The sequence below is a fragment of the Glutamicibacter arilaitensis genome (assembly GCF_044793945.1).
Classification (GTDB): Bacteria; Actinomycetota; Actinomycetes; order Actinomycetales; family Micrococcaceae; genus Glutamicibacter; species Glutamicibacter arilaitensis_B.
The window spans coordinates 432,306-445,894 of sequence record NZ_CP084994.1; the positions used below are offsets into that span (position 1 = coordinate 432,306).

Sequence of the window (13,589 nt, forward strand, 5' to 3'; positions counted from 1 at the left end):
AGGATTAGTGAAATGACAGCTCGCTACGAACTTGGCATCGATTTCGGGTCGATTGATGCCATCGATATGCACGTGCACCTTGAGGTGGATGAATGCGGTCACAAGGCGATGCCCGAGGACCTTTTCGAAGCTTCCGCCGCCTATTTCAAGTCGGCAGTACGTACTCCGTCCATAGATCGAATCGCACAGCTCTACCGCGATTTGAAGATGGCTGCAGTGGTCTTCACCGTTGATGCGCGAACCGCTTTAGGGCATGAACCGAATTCAATTGAAGACTTGGTGGCTGGCTGTAGCCGCAATAACGACGTGCTGATTCCCTTCGGTTCGGTAGATCCGCGTCGCGGTCAGGAAGCGTTGGAAGACGCTCGGTATCAAGCGGGACAGCTAGGGGTGCGTGGCTTTAAATTCCATCCATCCTTGCAGGGCTTTGACCCCAGCGATACTAGCTACTATCCGCTGTGGGAAACACTCGAAGACTTAGGATTGCCCTGTATTTTCCACACCGGGCAAAACGGTATGGGCGCAGGCCTGCCCGGAGGCCGTGGAATCAAACTGCGCTATTCCAACCCGCTACTGCTCGATGACATTGCGGCAGACTTTCCGCAATTGACCATCATCATGGCCCACCCCTCGGTGCCGTGGCAGGATGAGGCAAACTCCATTGCCACGCATAAGGCAAACGTGTACATCGACCTTTCGGGCTGGAGCCCAAAATACTTCCCAGCCTCCTTGGTGAAGATGGGAAATAACGTGCTTTCCAGCAAACTGCTATTCGGCACCGACTATCCGCTGATCACTCCAGAAAAATGGCTGACTGCTTTTGCAGCGCTGGAACTTAAAGAATCGGTGCGTCCGGGGATTCTGAAGGGCAATGCGATGCGAATCTTGGGTGTGGAGAGTTGATGGAACCCATTACCGGTAGTGATCTCTATGGTTTCAAAGATCTGCTTAGCGATTCGGAACGTGCCGCATTGGCCCGGCTGGGTGCATTGCTCGACGAGCACGTGCGTCCGGTAGTCAGCGACTATTGGGAGCGCGGTGAATTTCCGGACCAAATCATTGAACCGCTGATTAACGCTAATTTAATGGACCCGCCCGAACTGCGTGAGGCGGGACAAGAACCGTCGGGACTTTACAACGGATTCCGAAACTTCGAGTTCGGACGCGTAGATGCTTCGGTGGCGACCTACTACAACGCGCAATCGGGGTTGTTCCGTACCACGGTGAATCTTGGAGGCAGCGCGGAACAAGTTGCGCAGCTGGATCCGCTGATTACCTCCTTCCAGTACAAAGGTGTATTCGCCTTGACCGAGCCGGAGCATGGCTCCGATATCGCCGGAGGCTTGTCCACCGCAGCGATTGCCGAGCAACGCGATGGTGTGGACGGCTGGTTGATCAACGGTGCTAAACGTTGGATTGGGGGAGCAGCGCAGGCCGACGCGCTGGCGATCTTTGCTCGCGACACAGCTGACGCCCAAGTCAAATGCTTCTTGGTGCCGACCGACGCGCCTGGGGTGAGGCTGCACAAGATTTTAGGTAAGACGAGCCTGCGCATCATGCAAAATGCTGACATCGAACTGGAAAATGTTTGGGTTCCTGCCTCGGCCCGGTTGATGAAGATCAATTCCTTTGCCGATGTCGCCGCCTGCCTGCGAAATATGCGCTCGGACGTCGCGTGGATCGCCACAGGGGTCGCCGCCGGAGCTTACGAAGCAGCTCGAAGCTACGTCGCCGAACGCAATCAGTTCGGCAAACCGTTGGCTTCCTTCCAACTCATCCAAGAAAAGCTGGCGCATATGCTTTCGAATGTCACCGCCAGCCTAGCCATGGTGGTGCGACTGACCCAGCAGCAGGACGCCGGAACGTACAAGGACGAGAACTCGGCCATGGCCAAGATGTTTACCGCCCGAATGCTGCGCGAAACCGTGGCGCTGGCCAGAGAAATCTGTGGGGGCAACGGCATCCTGCTGGAGAACAATGTGGCCCGTCATCATGCCGATGCGGAATCCATTTATTCCTACGAGGGCACCCATGAGATCAACTCGCTGATTATCGGTCGTGCAATTACCGGTATCGGCGCTTTTCGCTAGATAACAAGTTTTAGAACCACCTGATGCACCACAACGTATTAAAAGGAGAAAAAACATGGGACAGACTATCTTGAGCTATGAAGAACTTGCTAGCGCCGCTGGTAAGGAATTGGGTTACAGCGAGTACCGCGTTGTCACTCAAGAGCAGGTCAACACCTTCGCCGACGCGACAGATGACCACCAGTGGATCCACACCGACCCGGAAAAGGCGAAGGAGGGGCCGTTCGGTGGCCCGATCGCCCATGGCTACCTGACGCTGAGCTTGCAGATTGCTTTCTGGTCAGAACTCTTCGACGTCACCGGAGTCAAAACCCGCGTCAACTATGGACTAGAAAAGGTGCGTTTCCCCTCTCCAGTTCCGGTGGGATCGAACATTCGAATGAAGGCCACGATTGCCGAGGTCGAAGAGGTCAAGGGCGGTTACCAGATCGCCGTAGACCAGGTGATCGAGGTTGAGGGCGCGAGCAAGCCAGCAGTGGTTTCGCGTGGCCTGTACCGCTTCTACGCCTAAATGGCCATCGAACTGTAGCGGCTGCAGCGCCACACCATAAGAATCTTGGAGATGAGTGACAGATGTTAAATAAGGGTTTTGGCAACTGGATTCACCGGCGCCGGGTGAAATCCGCACAGCATCCTGCACTGATTCATGCTGGGGTGACCCTGAGCTACGCCGAGCTGGCCGAGCGGATCGATAAGCTCAGCGATGCGCTGCGCGAACGCGGAATTTCCCGCGGCAGCCGCGTGGCATTTCTTGGTACGAATCATGCGGCATTTTTGGAAACCATGTTCGCCGTCACGCAGCTTGGCGCGCTGTTCGTTCCGCTGAACGTACGGTTGGCCCCGCGAGAGTTGAACTTCGCATTGCGTGATTCGGGGAGCGAGCTTCTGATCTATCTGACGAGTTTTGCCTCCGAGGCGCAGCTGGCCGTGCCCGATAGTCCAGTCACTGAAACCTTGGAAGTTGCCGCGGTGCCAGGCGCCGACTCCAGCTACGAGAGGGCGCTTCTAGGTGGTGGCGGTCAGCACGAAGACGTGCCGGTGGCACTGGAAGACCCAGCGATAATTCTCTACACCTCGGGCACCACGGGAACACCTAAAGGTGCGGTGCTGACTCACGAGAATATGACGTGGAATTCATATAACGTCATTGTGGACTATGACGTGACCAGCAAATCCGTAGCGTTATTGATTGCACCGCTATTCCATGTCGCGGCCATGGGGATGGGCGCGCTTCCGATACTGCTCAAAGGTGGCACTCTAGTTCTTCAGGAGCGGTTCGAGCCGGCCGCGGTGCTTGAAGCCGTTGAACGGTATCAGATCACTCAGCTTTCGGGAGTTCCTACGACGTTCCAGTTATTGGCCGAACATGAAAACTGGAATGGCACGGATTTGTCTTCACTGCAGATGCTGACCTGCGGAGGTTCTGCCGTACCTTTGCGGGTGCTTGAGGCATATGAATCTCGCGGCCTGGGGTTCAGTGGTGGTTATGGACTGACGGAAACAGCTCCGGGCACTACCTTGTTGCAGGCAAGCCATTCGCGAACCAAGATGGGCTCCGCCGGGCTCCCCCATTTCTTCACCGATGTTCGCATTGCTGATGCACAAGGCCAGCAACTGCCACCGGGCGAGGTGGGAGAAATCCTGATCAGCGGCCCCAATGTGATCCATGAGTATTGGCAACGCCCCGAAGCCACTCAGGGTGCGTTTCATGAGGGAACATGGTTCCGGTCCGGAGATATCGGTTATGTGGATGACGAAGGATTCCTCTACATCTCGGACCGGCTCAAGGACATGATTATTTCCGGAGGAGAGAATATTTATCCCGCGGAAGTCGAACAGGCAATTATGGGTTTGGCTGAAATTGAGTCCGTTGCAGTGATTGGCGTTCCTGATGACAAATGGGGTGAAGTGCCGCGAGCCGTTGTGGTGCTGAAGTCCGGCAGGGAGCTGGGAGAACATGACATTGTGGAGCATCTGAACGGGCGTTTGGCGCGTTACAAGATACCTCGAACTACGGTATTTCTGGCCGAGCTGCCAAGGACGGCAAGCGGCAAAATCCGCAAGGCAGAATTGCGAAAAAAATATAGCTGAGCCTGGTCCTTAGCTCAGAGTTCTATCAAACGCAGGGCTCGAATTACCCGTGGATGGCTGGGGGAATTCGGGTTCTGCGTTTCTGATTGAGGCGAATCTACCGGGGCGACAAGATGCGAAAACCATCAAAACAAATAGTTACAATCTCAACCATTGACTTTTTCAATAGTTGGCATAGTCTTGTAATGTGGTTCGCATCACATCCAGTTTGGCTCACCACTCGGAGCCGAAGCAATGGTTTCAAGGGGGAAACATGAATAAGCGTTGGTCCACACTGCTCGCAGGAGCTTCAGTCCTATCACTCGCACTGGTCGGCTGCGGTGCAGGCTCACCATCCGGGTCGGAATCGGCCCCAAAAGACAATGCAAATGGTTCTGCAGATAGCTCGCTGACGAAGGTCGTCGTAGGAATCTTGCCCATTGCACCATCAGTAGCGGTGCAGCAAGGAATCGATTCTGGCGTCTTCGAAAAGCACGGGCTTGAAATCGAACTGAATACATCCAATGCCGGCGCTGCCATGCTGCCGGCAGTTTCCACCGGAGAACTGGCCATTGCGGTAGGCAACCCCCTTTCGGTGATGACCGCGGTAGACAAGGGCCTGGACATGAAGATTGTCTCCGGCTACTCGGAATCGGTTTCCGAGGGAGAAGACGCCAACGGCGTGATCGTCCGCAAGGATTCAGGAATCGACAGCTGGGATGACCTGGCCGGTAAGACCACCTCGGTTAACGCGCTGCGCACCCAGGGAGATCTGACGATCATGGAATCTGCCCAGAAAGCTGGCGCCGAACCCAAAGACCTGAAATTCAGCGAAATGCCATTTCCTGATATGGAAGCACAACTCGATCGCGGCAACGTAGATGCCATGTGGACCCCTGAACCATTCTTGTCCCGTGCCCTGGCCAATGAAGACAATGTCTTGCTCGGTTACCCCAACCAAGAAGCAATCGTCGGCATGCCAACGATGGTGAGCTTCACCAGTGGAAAGTTCGCTGAGGAAAATCCCGAAGTCATCTCTAGCTGGAAGGCAGCAATGGGAGAAATTCTTCCGGCCTCACAAAGCGATCCGGACTCCGCACGCGCAATGCTTCCCGAATTCATCAATATGGATGCCGAAGTAGCCAAGGGACTGGCCATGGAAACGTGGGAAGCCGAAACGCCTGTCAAGGAGCTGACTGAGCTGGGCGACCTCGCCGCGAAGTTCGGTTTCCTGGAAAAAGCTCCGGACATCAATTCACTGATCATCAAATAATTCATCGCACCGACGCTGGACTATTGCAGGTCTTGCCCAAAGACCTGCAATAGTCTTTGCACCAAATGGGAGAAGTAGTTATGAAAACCTCGTTTAAACTCGCCGTCGCTTCCTTGGCGGTTATGACCCTTGCAGCCTGCAGCTCGGGCTCGCCCAGCGGTGGCGGAGCAGCCACTGAAGCAGATGCCGATGGATCACTTGAAAAAATTACTGTTGGTGTGATCCCCATTGTTGATACCTCGCCAATCTGGCTGGGCGACGAAAAAGGTTTCTTCGCCGATGAAGGACTCGACCTGGAAATTGAAACCGCCACCGGAGGATCTGCCATCGTGCCTGGCATCCAATCTGGAAGCTACGACTTTGCGTTTTCCAACCTGATCTCCGTCATGGTCGCCAATGACAAGGGCCTCGACATGAAATTCGTCGCTAACGGCATTTCCACCACCGGAGACTCAAAGTCTGACGTGGGCTCAGTAATGGTCAAGAGCGATTCAAAGATTTCCTCACCGAAGGACCTCGCAGGTAAAAAGGTCTCGGTTAACAACTTGTCGAATATCGGTGACACCACCATCAAATCTATCGTCGAAGAGGATGGGGGAGACCCAGCAAGCGTCGAGTTCGTTGAGGTTCCTTTCCCAGATGCACCAGCGGCTCTAGAAAATGGCATTGTTGATGCTGCGTGGATCTTAGAACCATTCCAAACCACTGCACTGGATGCTGGGGCAAAAATGATTTCTGCGAACTTCGCAGAGTTCGACCCGGAACTGGACGTGGCAGGTTACTTCACCTCCAGCGAATACGCTGAAAAGAATCCTGAAGTCACCGAGAAATTCACCCGCGCAATGAACAAGTCTCTGGAATACGCGCAGGAGAATCCTGACGAGGTCCGCGAGATCGTCGGAACCTACACGAAGATCAGTGATGAGGTTCGTGCCGAGATGGTGCTGCCTCGTTTCCGTCCTGAATTCAACCGTGAAGCAGTTCAGAAGCTTGGCGACGCGGCACAGAGCTTTGGCACCTTGTCCAAACCAGTTGACCTAGACAAGCTGCTTCCATGAGTGAGATGACCACCACCCGCGCCAACGCGAAAAAGTCTCGGGGTAAACCCGCGAGAACAAAGTTGCCCAATGGCGTTCTGGGGCTAATCGGCATCGTGGTGTTCTTAGGGATCTGGGAGTTGCTTCCAACCCTAGGCATCGTGCAGGCGGCCTACCTGCCACCGGCCTCGGAAGTGCTGCTGACCTTGGTGCAAGACTTCTTGCTCACCGCGTTTTGGGTAGCCGTGGGAGAAACCATGCTTGCCTGGTTCATTGGCTTGCTAGCCGCGGTGGTTCTTGCTCTGGTGCTAGGTCTAGTGATCGGCATGTCCAGTTTCTTGCGAAAGGCAACTAACTCCACCGTTGAGTTTCTGCGCCCCATTCCTTCGGTGGCTTTGATTCCGTTGGCGGTGCTGCTCTTCGGTACGAAGATCGAGTCTTCGCTGATGCTGATTATTTATGCTTGTTTCTGGCAGGTTTTCATTCAGGTGCTTTACGGGGTAGCGGATGTGGATAACGTGGCGATGCAAACCGCTCGCTCCTATGGCTTCTCGCGGTTCCAGCGGATCCGCGACGTCATTTTCCCTACGATGCTTCCGTACCTGATGACCGGAGTTCGGCTCGGCGCTGCGGTCGCGCTGATCTTGGCGATTACCGCTGAGCTGATCATTGGTTCCCCGGGGTTGGGCAAGGAAATTCAGCTTGCTCAGTCTGGCGGAGCGATTGCTGGGATGTATGCATTGATTGTGGCCACAGGCTTGTTGGGAGTGGTCATTAACTTGGCTATGCGTGTTGTGGAAAAGCGTGTGCTGTCTTGGCATGCCTCGGTTCGTGGGGAGATCATCGCATGAAAACCCTGAAGTCTGTTGCTTATATTTTGGTGTTGCCGCTCCTGTTGATTCTCTGGTGGGTGATGGCTACCGCCGGCGGTGCGAGCTTCTTCGTGCCTACTCCAGCCGATCTGGTGAAGACCTTCGTTGAGACCTGGATCAGTGAGCGCATGTTCACCGATGTGCTGCCGAGTATCCGGCGCTTGCTCATCGGTGTGGCCGGGGCAATCATTCTCGGAGTGCTCTTGGGCCTGTTGGTTGGGCTGAACCGCACGGCTCGCGCGGTGACCGAACCGGTCTTTGAATTCTTCCGTGCGTTGCCACCTCCGGTATTGATTCCGGTGTTGATGCTGTTGGTCGGCATTAACGATGGGATGAAAGTTGCGGTTATCATCTCCGGCGCGATCTGGCCGGTGCTGCTGAACACCATTGAAGGTGTGCGCGCCATCGACCCAGTGCAGAACGAAACCAGTCGTTCCTATGGGATTAGCGGGTTCTCCCGGATTCGCTATCAGGTGCTGCCTAGCGCCACCCCGACCATCATGGCCGGCATTCGCCAGTGCTTATCCATCGGTCTGATCCTGATGGTGATTTCTGAAATGTTTGCATCTTCTTCCGGGTTGGGTTTCGCCATCGTGCAATTCCAGCGGTCCTTCGCGGTTCCGGAAATGTGGTCTGGCATCGTTGTGCTCGGTCTGATTGGTGTCATCATGTCGTTTATTTTTCAGTGGATCGAACGCCGCGTCTTGCGCTGGTACAACGGTCTGAAAGAGGTTGAAAATGCTGTCTAATTCCAATGGCACTACCGGGGGCCGTACGTTGCCCGATGGTGAAGCGCTGCTTTCGGTGCGCGGGCTGAAGAAGGTTTATCACACCGACGGTGGAGATATCGAAGCGGTCCGCGATCTCACTTTTGATTTGGGTCGAGGCGAGCTGGTCTGTCTGGTGGGGCCTTCTGGTTCGGGTAAAACCACCTTGCTCAAGTGCATTGCTGGTTTGCTTGGCGCTACCAGCGGTGAAGTTTTGCTTGACGGGCAGAAGGTGACCGGTCCGCCGAAGAAAATGGCTGTGGTTTTCCAGGAGTATGGCCGTTCGTTGTTCCCATGGTTGCGTGTGGCCGACAATGTTGAGCTTCCGTTGAAGAACGCCGGAGTACCGAAGGCAGAGCGCAAGAAGCTAGTTGAGGATGCGCTGGAGGCGGTGGGGCTGAGCCATGTGCCGAGGTCCTATCCGTGGCAGCTCTCCGGCGGCATGCAACAGCGCGTGGCGATCGCTCGTGCGGTGGCCTACCAGCCTGAAGTCCTGCTGATGGATGAGCCATTCGCGGCGGTGGATGCGCAGACCCGCGCGGATCTTGAGGATCTGATCCGCAGCGTGTGGAAGAAGCTTGGGGTGACGGTGTTGTTCGTGACTCACGATATTGATGAGTCCATTTATTTGGGCGAGCGCGTCATCATTCTTTCCTCGTCCCCGACAGTGGTGCAAGAAGATATTTCTATAGACCTGCCGGCGGAGCGCGACCAGTTGGAAACTCGTTCGTTGCCACGCTTCACCGAGTTGCGCCACCACGTGTACGCGGAAATTCAGAAGGCCAAGCAGGGGCACCGTCCTGAGGAAGCGAAGACCACGTTCCTCACCAACCCGAAATAGCTCTCGGGCTTACGGCTTCTAGAGGCGGCCTCGTCGATTCCCGGAAAGGTAAACGGCGAGGCCGCCGTCGTTTAAACAGAAATTCAAAGTCGAAGAAATTTCGGCTTAGGAGGCACGTGTCAGATTTAGCGTGCGCGAAATTCCTCGCGCTGCCGTGCGCAGCGCCATGGCAGCGGGCTGCAAAGAAGACGAATGCCGCGGGACGACCACGGAAAGCACCGCTACCTGGTAGCCGGAACTGTCTAGAATCGGAGCCGCCGCGCCGGTAGTTTCCGGGTCGATGAATCCGTCAAAGGAGGCGTAGCCATTGCGCCGGATTTCTGCCATTTCGGCGCGAAAATTTGGGTGGGTAGAGTTCATGATCTCACCGTGGCGATCGAGAAAACCGCGGATTACTTCGGGTCGCGAAAAGGCGAGCAGAGCCATGCCCATCGAGGTGCTGTGCACAGGCATGCGTCCGGCCACATTTGCTTGGTTGACTACTGAACCGGGACGCGATAGCCGCTCGATAATGAGCACTTCGTCTTGGTGCAACATCGATAATTGAGTATTCTGCCCGATCAGCTGATTGATGTCCTCCATAAAGGGCAAGGCCGCTTTGCGTAGATCCTGGGTGGTGGCGCTGCGGTTGGTTAATTCCCAGAGACGCAGTCCGAGTCGCACCTGCCCATCTTTGTCGCGGGCCAACAATCCATGACCCACCAACTCGTCAAGCAAGCGGTACATGGTGGCTTTGGGGATATCGGCCCGGCGGGACAACGCAATGGCACTCAGTGACTGGTTATTTGAGTCAAAGGAATCGAGGATCCGCACGAGGCGGTCCAACATTGAGTCCCCGCTGGGCGAATTGGCCATGGCTCTACTGTAAACCAGCCCATTGGAGGAGTTGATCAGGCGGAAATCAAACCTGGTCCTATGCCGGGCTTGCGGTAAATGCTAGCCGTTGAGCCTTTCAATAAGTTTTAGACCACGTCGCGCCCAAGCGATTTCCGCTTCGTCATGAGACATCAGGCCTTCATATGTGAAGTGCTTGTAGGTAGGCATGGAGGTTAGCATCTAAACGGCCAGCTGCGGGTGGCGCTCGGCCTTCGTGGTTGGTGGGCTTTTGCTGGCCTTAGGCGGTAGCTTCGGATCTCTGAGCCTTGGGGCAATTCTCGCTCCGTTAGCTGCAAGTACTTTGCTCAATGCATCTTGGAGTGCCGGACAATTCTGTCTCGGAGTGGGTACTGTGGTGCTTGTCGCCGCCATCGGCATTGGTTTCATGCGGTCGCCAAAGGCAGAAAACACGGGAGAAGCCCATCAGAACGACGAGCTCCGGGTGCGGTGACCGCTGGGGTTTGAGATTTTGCCTTCGAACAATGGGCGAATGCTTGCTAATGAAAGGACACACCCATGGAATGCACACCTACTCCGCCCGCCTTTGAATTCGTGGCAACCGTCGACGTCGACGTCGACGAAACAATCAATGTTGGTGCTACGGCTCAAGGGATCCGGAAGGTAGCGCCGATCCGAGGTGGCAAAGTGCGCGGGCCGGCTCTGAATGGACGAGTGCTCAATGCCGGGGCGGACTTTCAACGCTACCCGAGTGCAGATCTTGCTTTTCTCGAAGCGAATTATGTGCTTGAACTCGATGATGGGCATCGAATTTTGGTGGAGAACCGTGCAATACGCACCGCAGAGCCAAAAGATCTGGAATTGATGATGGCAGGGGAAACCGTGGATCCCGCCCGCGTTTATTTCCGTTGTGTGCCGGCCTTATCGGCAGAAGAGCCAGGGCCCTATGCGTGGGTGAACCGCACGTCGTTTCTTGGCAGTGGACAGCGTCTAGCTCACGGGGTGCGGATCGATGTGTTTCGGGTTCGCTGATCGCCACATTGGCTACCGCCAGTACGGCGAAGAGTCGCTCGACAAGATTCACCCATCGGGACTGTCCAAAATTTTACGGTCTGCGAATCATGTAATTTTACTGGCGCCACAGTGTTCCTAAGCACGTTGCGTGCCCTTCAATAGCGGAGGAAGGCTGCGGAAATCGACTTCGCCACTCAATCTCAAAAAGCCGTATCCGGTTGGAACTTGAGCGTTCAAGTTCACCTTGCCAGCAGTATTCGTGCGCCGCACATAGGTGCTTTGCTACCGGTGCGAGGATCCTTCAAAAGTAGTCAGCACGCTTTTTGAAGTGAGCAATATTCTTATTCAAGTTGCTGGCTCCGGACCGGGGGACGGCATACGATGAAAAACGAGATACCAAGCTGTACCGTGCCAAAGAAGGAATGCCTTCCGAGGTTTGATGGCTACCTCATAAGTTGAAAACTTGGTGCATGGCGCACACCGACTAGAGGAGGACGATATGGCGGATTCGCCAGAGGCTTCGAAGCCCGGCAAGGATGGCCTCCAGCCGGCGGTGGAGCGTAGCCAGTTCGGTGTCAGCAAAAAACCGAAAAATCCTACAGCTGAAGAATTCCGCGCCCCGATAACCAGCTCAGAGCTGAGCAAAGGACCGCAAGAACTCACCGAGCAACGCGGCACCAAGGTCAACTGGCGGGTTTTCATCATCTCAGCGGTAGCCATTTTGGCATTCTCCATATGGGCAATGCTTATGCCGGAAAATGCTGCATCCACCATGAGTGCAACCGTCGCCTGGATCTCGACTAACCTTGGATGGTTTTATGTCTTGACGGTCACCCTAGTTGTGCTATTTGTGCTGTGGGTGGCGTTCTCGAAAGAGGGAAGTGTACGGCTCGGACCGGACCATTCTCGTCCGCAATACAACCTAGTCACCTGGGTGGCGATGCTTTTCGCTGCCGGGGTTGGCATCGATATGCTTTTCTATTCGGTGACCGGACCGATCACTCAATTCATTGCGCCGCCCTCGGTGGATCCTGAATCCGCAGCGGCTGCCCAAGACGCCGTGGTCTGGACAATGTTCCACTACGGCATCGCCGGTTGGTCCATGTATGCCTTGCTGGGCATGGCCATGGGCTACTTCGCGTACCGCTGGGGCATGCCGCTGTCCATCCGTGCGGCACTCTATCCTTTGCTAGGTAAACGAGTCCGCGGTGCCACCGGCGACGTGATCGACATTTTTGCGTTGGTTGGCACCGTCTTTGGGGTTGCAACCTCCATGGGTATCGGCGTCGTGCTGCTTAACGTGGGGTTTGCGTCAATCTTCGGATTATCCGAGGGTCTGGCCCTGCAAATCGCCTTGGTGGCGGTGGCCGTGGTGATGACCATCGCGGCCTGCACCTCCGGGGTGGATAAGGGGATACGCATTATCTCCGAGTTGAACCTGTGGTCTGCCGCGGCCATGATGCTCTACATTCTGGTGACTGGCAAAACCTCCTTCTTGCTCACCGCACTGGTGGAGAACATTGGCCGGTTCATCTTCACGCTTCCCGAACGCACACTTCAGACCTTTGCCTATGAATCTGACGGGTCTGAATGGATGGCAAGCTGGACCTTGTTCTTCTGGGCGTTTTGGCTGGCTTGGGGACCATTCGTAGGGATGTTCCTTGCGCGTATCTCACGAGGGCGTACCTTGCGAGAATTCGTGATTGCGGCGATTACCGCCCCGGTACTGTGCGACTTTTTCATTGTTTCAATCTTCGGCAACAGTGCATTGAAGGTAGTGATGGATGGGGATGCGGAATTCGCCGAGCAAGCCATCGATTCGCCAGAGCACGGTTGGTACACGCTCCTGGAAATGTTCCCTGGTGCCCCATTCCTCATTGGATTGGCTACGCTCTCTGGGTTGCTTTTCTACTTGACCAGCGCAAACTCTGGCGCCATGGTGATGTCCAACTTCTCAGCAACGATTCCGGATCCCTCCCAAGACGGCCCTAAATGGTTGCGAATTTTTTGGGCTCTGGTTACCGCGCTACTGACCGTAGCCATGCTGATTGCTGGCGGTGTGACGACCATGGAGCATGCAACACTCATCTTCGCGTTACCGGTGACGATCATTGCTTACCTCGTGATGGCTTCCTTTTCCAAAGTCTTGCGCATGGAGCGCGCCGAACGCGAAGGGCGCACGAATCGAAGAAAGTCCACCGCGGCACATGGTGGTGCGGCGCCGGACAAGACCTGGCGCCAGCGTCTTGCGCAACTGCGCTCCTACCCGTCCAATAAGCAGGTGTCGCGGTACGTTGACAAGGTCATCCATCCGGCACTGGGAGAGGTGACGAAGGAGTTCATGAAGTTGGGTTATCACGCAGAGCTGACCACTACTCCCAACGAGCAGACTCAGATTGATGAGCATGCACTGGTCGTTTACATCCCGGATCACCGCAATTTCCATTACCAGGTGGCGGCCGTTGAAGCTCCGGTGCCAACGTTTGGTGGTCGTACGATGTCTCGAGAAATCGATGTGTACTTCAGGCTGGAAGTGTTCACCCAGACTGGTACCGAGGGCTACGACGTGATGGGGCTGGAACGAGAGCAAGTCATAAACGACGTACTTGATCGTTATGAGGCGCACCTGTCGTTCTTGAAGTATTCAACCGAACATGACTATGCCTCGGTGCTTACTCCGCCGCGACCGGTGACCGGCATGGTGCCACGCGTTAATACGGAGGCACCCGCTGACCCTGTCGAAAATGGCGAACCCGAGGGCGACGGTAACCCGAAGGCGGAATAGGCCTTG

Annotated in this window: 12 protein-coding genes; 11 read left to right on the forward strand and 1 reads right to left on the reverse strand. The window is 55.4% G+C overall.

Annotation, left to right across the window (positions count from 1 at the left end):
* The first annotated feature begins 12 nt into the window (after window positions 1–12).
* From LG294_RS02070 to LG294_RS02110, 9 genes are all read left to right on the forward strand, one after another.
* The gene (locus LG294_RS02070; RefSeq protein WP_404289058.1) at window positions 13–903 is read left to right on the forward strand and encodes an amidohydrolase family protein; all 891 of its coding nucleotides are present in this window, start codon (window positions 13–15) and stop codon (window positions 901–903) included.
* Window positions 903–2,090, forward strand: coding sequence for an acyl-CoA dehydrogenase family protein (locus LG294_RS02075; protein ID WP_404289060.1), 1,188 nt, complete (start codon window positions 903–905; stop codon window positions 2,088–2,090). Before LG294_RS02070 ends, LG294_RS02075 begins: the two co-directional genes overlap by 1 nt.
* Before the next feature lie 55 nt (window positions 2,091–2,145).
* Window positions 2,146–2,601, forward strand: a complete 456-nt coding sequence (locus LG294_RS02080) for a MaoC family dehydratase (RefSeq protein WP_404289062.1) — start codon at window positions 2,146–2,148, stop codon at window positions 2,599–2,601.
* Between the two features lie 62 nt (window positions 2,602–2,663).
* Window positions 2,664–4,181, forward strand: coding sequence for a long-chain fatty acid--CoA ligase (locus LG294_RS02085; protein ID WP_404289064.1), 1,518 nt, complete (start codon window positions 2,664–2,666; stop codon window positions 4,179–4,181).
* 253 nt (window positions 4,182–4,434) lie between these two features.
* Complete coding sequence (locus LG294_RS02090) at window positions 4,435–5,433, forward strand: ABC transporter substrate-binding protein (protein WP_404289066.1); 999 nt, start codon at window positions 4,435–4,437, stop codon at window positions 5,431–5,433.
* A gap of 80 nt (window positions 5,434–5,513) precedes the next feature.
* Entirely contained in the window at window positions 5,514–6,491 is a 978-nt protein-coding gene (locus LG294_RS02095; protein WP_404289068.1) for an ABC transporter substrate-binding protein, read from the forward strand.
* Window positions 6,488–7,321 (forward strand): ABC transporter permease, encoded by an 834-nt coding sequence (locus LG294_RS02100; protein ID WP_404289070.1) that lies wholly within the window; start codon window positions 6,488–6,490, stop codon window positions 7,319–7,321. Before LG294_RS02095 ends, LG294_RS02100 begins: the two co-directional genes overlap by 4 nt.
* Window positions 7,318–8,091 (forward strand): ABC transporter permease, encoded by a 774-nt coding sequence (locus LG294_RS02105; RefSeq protein WP_404289072.1) that lies wholly within the window; start codon window positions 7,318–7,320, stop codon window positions 8,089–8,091. Before LG294_RS02100 ends, LG294_RS02105 begins: the two co-directional genes overlap by 4 nt.
* Complete coding sequence (locus tag LG294_RS02110) at window positions 8,081–8,950, forward strand: ABC transporter ATP-binding protein (RefSeq protein WP_404289074.1); 870 nt, start codon at window positions 8,081–8,083, stop codon at window positions 8,948–8,950. Before LG294_RS02105 ends, LG294_RS02110 begins: the two co-directional genes overlap by 11 nt.
* A 105-nt stretch (window positions 8,951–9,055) precedes the next feature.
* Here LG294_RS02110 and LG294_RS02115 read toward each other — a convergent pair whose 3' ends face one another.
* Window positions 9,056–9,805, reverse strand: coding sequence for an IclR family transcriptional regulator (locus tag LG294_RS02115; protein WP_404289076.1), 750 nt, complete (start codon window positions 9,803–9,805; stop codon window positions 9,056–9,058).
* Between the two features lie 537 nt (window positions 9,806–10,342).
* On the opposite strand from LG294_RS02115, the gene LG294_RS02120 reads away from it, so the two are divergent.
* Entirely contained in the window at window positions 10,343–10,816 is a 474-nt protein-coding gene (locus LG294_RS02120; RefSeq protein ID WP_404289078.1) for a DUF3237 family protein, read from the forward strand.
* Window positions 10,817–11,297: 481 nt separating this feature from the next.
* A complete protein-coding gene (betT, locus tag LG294_RS02125; RefSeq protein WP_404289080.1) occupies window positions 11,298–13,583 on the forward strand; it encodes a choline BCCT transporter BetT in 2,286 nt (761 codons plus the stop codon).
* Window positions 13,584–13,589 lie beyond the last annotated feature (6 nt).

Coding starts and splice junctions, on each gene's coding strand:
- LG294_RS02080 (WP_404289062.1), top strand. CDS start 2,146: ATGGGACAGACTATCTTGAGCTATGAAGAACTTGCTAGCGCCGCTGGT.
- LG294_RS02090 (WP_404289066.1), top strand. CDS start 4,435: ATGAATAAGCGTTGGTCCACACTGCTCGCAGGAGCTTCAGTCCTATCA.
- LG294_RS02120 (WP_404289078.1), top strand. CDS start 10,343: ATGGAATGCACACCTACTCCGCCCGCCTTTGAATTCGTGGCAACCGTC.
- betT (WP_404289080.1), top strand. CDS start 11,298: ATGGCGGATTCGCCAGAGGCTTCGAAGCCCGGCAAGGATGGCCTCCAG.
- LG294_RS02070 (WP_404289058.1), top strand. CDS start 13: ATGACAGCTCGCTACGAACTTGGCATCGATTTCGGGTCGATTGATGCC.
- LG294_RS02115 (WP_404289076.1), bottom strand. CDS start 9,805: ATGGCCAATTCGCCCAGCGGGGACTCAATGTTGGACCGCCTCGTGCGG.
- LG294_RS02100 (WP_404289070.1), top strand. CDS start 6,488: ATGAGTGAGATGACCACCACCCGCGCCAACGCGAAAAAGTCTCGGGGT.
- LG294_RS02105 (WP_404289072.1), top strand. CDS start 7,318: ATGAAAACCCTGAAGTCTGTTGCTTATATTTTGGTGTTGCCGCTCCTG.
- LG294_RS02095 (WP_404289068.1), top strand. CDS start 5,514: ATGAAAACCTCGTTTAAACTCGCCGTCGCTTCCTTGGCGGTTATGACC.
- LG294_RS02110 (WP_404289074.1), top strand. CDS start 8,081: ATGCTGTCTAATTCCAATGGCACTACCGGGGGCCGTACGTTGCCCGAT.
- LG294_RS02075 (WP_404289060.1), top strand. CDS start 903: ATGGAACCCATTACCGGTAGTGATCTCTATGGTTTCAAAGATCTGCTT.
- LG294_RS02085 (WP_404289064.1), top strand. CDS start 2,664: ATGTTAAATAAGGGTTTTGGCAACTGGATTCACCGGCGCCGGGTGAAA.